Source organism: Arthrobacter sp. RIT-PI-e, from assembly GCF_001187915.1.
Classification (GTDB): Bacteria; Actinomycetota; Actinomycetes; order Actinomycetales; family Micrococcaceae; genus Arthrobacter_D.
The window spans coordinates 1-4550 of sequence record NZ_LGIU01000030.1 but is presented as its reverse complement, the minus strand read 5'-3'; the positions used below and the strand labels follow the sequence as shown (position 1 = coordinate 4550).

The following is a 4550-nucleotide window of genomic DNA, read 5'->3' as shown; positions in this document are numbered from 1 at the left end:
ATCCCGGAGCGGGGGCGGAACGGCCCCGCGGCACCGCCGTCGAGCTCGTGGTCTCCCGTGGCCCGGCACCGATCGCGGTGCCGGACGTCAGGGGTTCGGACGAGGCCGACGCCGTCGCCGCCCTGGAGGACGCCGGCCTCCGGGCGGAGGTGAGCCGGGACCGGGAGTACAGCGGTACGGTGCCCGCCGGGGCCGTCCTGGCGCAGAGTCCGGCGGACGGGGCCGTGCAGCGCGGCACCACGGTGACGCTCACGCTCTCGCAGGGCCCTCGCCTGGTCAGGGTGCCGAACGTCTTCTCGCTCACCGAGGCACGGGCCGTCGCGGCCCTCGAGGACGCCGGCTTCATCGTGCAGGTGGACTACACGTTCGGCAGCGCGGTGCTCGGGCTGGTGGCCGGGCAGAGCCCGACGGGGGAGCAGCCGGAGGGCAGCACCATCCGGATCACCGTCACCTGAGAACCGCACACGCCGGTCGCCCGGACGAGGAGAAGGGCGGCTCCCCCGTGGGGAGCCGCCCTTCTCCTCGTCACCACCCGGACGTGCTCCGGGCAGGTGTCACACGTGCATCAGCTCTTCGACAGCGCCCCGGCCACGAGGAAGGCCATCTCGAGGGACTGCATGTGGTTCAGGCGCGGGTCGCACACCGATTCGTACCGCTCCAGGAAGGCGTCCTGGTCGATCGGGTCCGCACCACCCAGGCACTCCGCCACGTCGTCGCCCGTCATCTCGACGTGCAGACCCCCGGGGAACGTGCCGAGCGCGTTGTGCACCTCGAAGAAGCCGCGGACCTCGTCGATGACGTCGTCGAAGTTCCGGGTCTTGTACCCGTTCGGGGAGGTGACGGTGTTGCCGTGCATGGGGTCCGTGACCCAGAGGACCTGCGCCCCGGATGCGGTGACCCGCTCCACGAGCTTCGGCAGTTTCTCCCGGATGTTCTGCGCCCCCATGCGGGTGATGAACGTGAGCCTGCCCGGCTCGCGCTCGGGATCGAGCTTGTCGATCAGCGCGAGGGCGTCGTCGCTCGAGGTGGACGGCCCGAGCTTCACGCCGATCGGGTTGCGGACGCGGGACAGGAAGTCCACGTGGGCGCCATCGATCTTCCGGGTACGCTCCCCGATCCAGAGGAAGTGCGCGGAGGTGTCGTACGGCAGGGACGTCCGGGAGTCGATCCGGGTGAGCGAGCGCTCGTAGTCCAGCAGCAGCGCCTCGTGGCTCGCGAAGAACTCCACGCGCTTGAGCGCCTCGAAGTCCGCACCGCATGCGTCCATGAAACGGACGGCGCGGTCGATCTCCCGAGCGAGCGACTCGTAGCGTGAGTGGGCAGGGTTGGCCATGAAGCCCTTGTTCCAGTGGTGCACCAGCCGGAGGTCGGCGAAGCCCCCCTGGGTGAAGGCACGGATGAGATTCAGGGTGGAGGCGGAGGTGTGGTAGGCCTTCACCATCCGGGAGGCGTCGTGTCCGCGGCTCTCGGGCGTGAAGTCGTACCCGTTGACCATGTCCCCACGGTAGGCCGGGAGGGTCACGCCGTCGCGCGTCTCGTCGTTCGAGGAACGTGGTTTGGCGAACTGACCCGCCATCCGCCCCATCTTGATCACCGGCAGGGACGCCCCGTAGGTGAGCACCACGGCCATCTGGAGGATGGTCCGCACACGGGCGCTGATCTTGTCGGCCGTGGCACCGCCGAAGGTCTCCGCGCAGTCCCCGCCCTGGAGCAGGAACGCCTTACCCTGGGCCGCTGCCGCCAGCCGGTCGCGCAGCACGTCCACCTCACCCGCGAAGACGAGGGGAGGGAGGGTGGAGAGTTCGGCGACCGACGCCGAATACACGTCCGCGTCCTGCCACGAGGGCTGCTGCACCGCCTCCATGGAGCGCCAGGCGTCGAGGCCGGAGGTCATGGGGGAGGCAGGTTCCGCGGCGCGCGGAAGGACGGGGGCAGATGAGTCGGTCACACCGGGATTCTACTGGTCGGAGGGTGGATCCCCCGATTCGGGGGCGTCATCACACGGCCCACCGGGTCACACCCGAGCTCACCGCTGAGCCGGCGCGCCGTCCTCGCCGCTGCCGGGGGCACTGTCCGGCTCCTGCGCCCGGGCCCGGCCGATCTCCGTCACGGCACCCGGCGCGGGACCGCCCGGGGGATCGGTGGAGATCCTCACCGCGGCCCGGCGGTTGTCGGCGTCGGGCTTCGGCGTCTTGCGCCCTGCCGCCTTCTCCGCGGCCATGCGGTCCTTCACCGTGCTGGCGTAGGCGTCCACGTACTCCTGGCCGGAGAGGCGCATGAGTTCGTACATGATCTCGTCGGTCACGGAGCGCTGGACGAAGCGGTCGTCACCGAGACCCTCGTAGCGCGTGAAGTCCAGCGGCTCACCGATGATGACGCCCACGCGACGGATGTTGGGGATCCGGCGCCCGATCGGCTGCACCTTGTCCGTGCCGATCATGGCGACCGGGATCACCGGGACACCGGTGGCGAGCACGAGCTTGGCCACGCCGGTCTTCCCCCGGTACAGCCGGCCGTCGGGGCTCCGCGTGCCCTCGGGGTAGATGCCCAGCACACCGCCGCCGTTCAGGATCTCCATCCCCGCCGTGAGGGAGGACGACGACGCCGCACCGCCCGAGCGGTCCATGGGCAGCTGGTTGGAGAGCCGGAAGAACAGGGCGGTGAGACGACCCTTGATCCCCTTCCCCGTGAAGTACTCGGACTTGGCGAGGAAGACCACCGGCCGGGGCACCACGATGGGCAGGAAGATGGAGTCGGAGAAGGAGAGGTGGTTGCTGACGAACACCGCGGGCCCGGAGGCCGGTACGTTGTCCAGGCCCTTGACCCACGGCCGGAAGAGGAGGTTGAGGATCGGACCGACGATGATCCGCTTCATCACCCAATAGAACACGCTGCCAGCCTCCCTGCGCGGACGGGGCGGCGCTCGGCACGCCACCCGCTTTTCCCTGTGGAAGCCTACTCTAAGGATCCCGCGGCACGGGCGGGGTCCGCGCCGCCCCCCGGACGGCATCCCGGCCGCTCCCGCGACCTCCGGGGACGACGCATCCGCGGGTCCCGGTGCGGCACCTGCACACGGCGCACCGGCCGCCGCGGTTGACGTGGGGCCGTACGATGTCCACGATTGACACAGCACTCCCCCTGAATCCCATGTGCCGGACGGACATCCTCCGCACCAGGCCGCAGCACGCGACAGCAGGTACCAAAGTATGGGCCCCCGAGGTCAGGAACCGAACGAATCCACCGATGACGCCGTCTGGAAGGACCTCGTCGCGCGGCTCGAAGGGACGTCACCGGATGCCGGCCCGGCCGCCGGGATCCAGGCTCCTCCGCCCCAGGGACCCTCCGGACGTCAGTACACCGTGCACCCGGATCCCGGCGTCGACGGGGCCGACCCGGCACCCGCCGACGATCCCGCGGGGGCGTCGGACCGCGAGCGCGTCGAGGCGATCTTCCGGAACCAGCCGCTCACGCCGCGGGGTCCGCGGGACCACACGCCACCGGACGAGCCCGAGGACGAGGGCTTCACGCCCGCGGACCCGCCTCCGCTGGGCACGGGCGACCCGCTGACCGTCCTCGCCTGGATCGGCGCGGCCGGCGCGCCCGTGCTCATGCTCCTGTTCGCCATGTTCTGGCGTACGGCACCCATGGCCGCGTGGCTCGGGCTGCTGGTCGTGTTCCTCGCCGGGGCGGGCTACCTGGTGACGAAGCTGCCCAGGCACCGCGACCCCGGGAACGACGGCGCGGAGGTCTGAGCCCGCGCGGGTGCCCGGGAGGGTCTGCCCGAGGCGTCAGGCCCGGCTCCTCGACAGCAGCCTGGACATGTCGGCGGCTCCGATCAGACCGGCCTCCGCACCCAGCGCCGCGCGTTCGATGCGGGCTGCGGGACGGAAGCCGCGTCCGGTCAGGTTCCGCCCGAAGGCTCGGCGCGCCGGTTCCAGCAGGAGGTCCCCGGCGGCGCTCAGGCCGCCGCCGATCACGAAGGTCCCCGGGTCCAGCGCGGCCGCGAGGTTGGCGAGACCGAGGCCCAGCCACTGACCGACGTCGTCCACCAGTTCACGTGACGCCGGATCGCCCTCCGTCGCGAGCCGGGTGACGAGCGCCCCCGTGATCTCCTCCCCCCGCGACGCGGTGATCAGGGCCTGCGCCACCGGGGACCGTGCGGCGGCGAGCTCACGGGCCTCCCGTCCCAGGGCGTTGCCCGAGGCGTACTGCTCCCAGCACCCACGGTTGCCGCACTCGCAGCGGTGACCCTGGGGCTGGATGATCTGGTGACCGAACTCCCCCGCCACCCCGTACCTGCCGCGCTCCAGCCGGCCGCCCATGATCATGGCCCCGCCGATCCCCGTGCCGAGGGTGACGCACACCAGGCGGGGGTCGTCCCGCCCCGCACCGAACCGCCACTCGGCCCAGGCCGCGGCGTCGGCGTCGTTGACCACGGTCACGCGACGCCGGAGCAGTTTCTCCAGGTTCCGGCGGAGCGGTTCGTTGCGCCAGGCCAGGTGCGGGCTGAACAGCACGGTGCTGTTGGTGGGATCCATCCACCCCGCGGC

At 71.4% G+C, this 4550-nt stretch carries 5 protein-coding genes; 2 read left to right on the top strand and 3 right to left on the bottom strand.

What is annotated here, in order from left to right; genetic code table 11:
• Positions 1-455, top strand: a 455-nt coding sequence (locus tag AC792_RS01350) for a PASTA domain-containing protein (protein ID WP_152915967.1), incomplete at its 5' end; no start/stop codon positions are given.
• A gap of 110 nt (positions 456-565) precedes the next feature.
• Here AC792_RS01350 and AC792_RS01345 read toward each other — a convergent pair.
• Entirely contained in the window at positions 566-1894 is a 1329-nt protein-coding gene (locus AC792_RS01345; protein WP_082177244.1) for a class II 3-deoxy-7-phosphoheptulonate synthase, read from the bottom strand.
• 132 nt (positions 1895-2026) lie between these two features.
• Entirely contained in the window at positions 2027-2890 is an 864-nt protein-coding gene (locus tag AC792_RS01340) for a lysophospholipid acyltransferase family protein (RefSeq protein ID WP_082177243.1), read from the bottom strand.
• A gap of 316 nt (positions 2891-3206) precedes the next feature.
• Between AC792_RS01340 and AC792_RS01335 the strand changes: the two genes are divergently transcribed.
• Complete coding sequence (locus tag AC792_RS01335; RefSeq protein WP_049828797.1) at positions 3207-3752, top strand: hypothetical protein; 546 nt, start codon at positions 3207-3209, stop codon at positions 3750-3752.
• Positions 3753-3788: 36 nt separating this feature from the next.
• Here AC792_RS01335 and AC792_RS01330 read toward each other — a convergent pair.
• Positions 3789-4550, bottom strand: a 762-nt coding sequence (locus AC792_RS01330; RefSeq protein WP_049828796.1) for an ROK family protein, incomplete at its 5' end; no start/stop codon positions are given.

What these genes read in the sequence shown, in the direction of transcription:
- AC792_RS01335 (WP_049828797.1), top strand. Translation starts at nt 3,207, where the DNA reads ATGGGCCCCCGAGGTCAGGAACCGAACGAATCCACCGATGACGCCGTC.
- AC792_RS01345 (WP_082177244.1), bottom strand. Translation starts at nt 1,894, where the DNA reads ATGACCTCCGGCCTCGACGCCTGGCGCTCCATGGAGGCGGTGCAGCAG.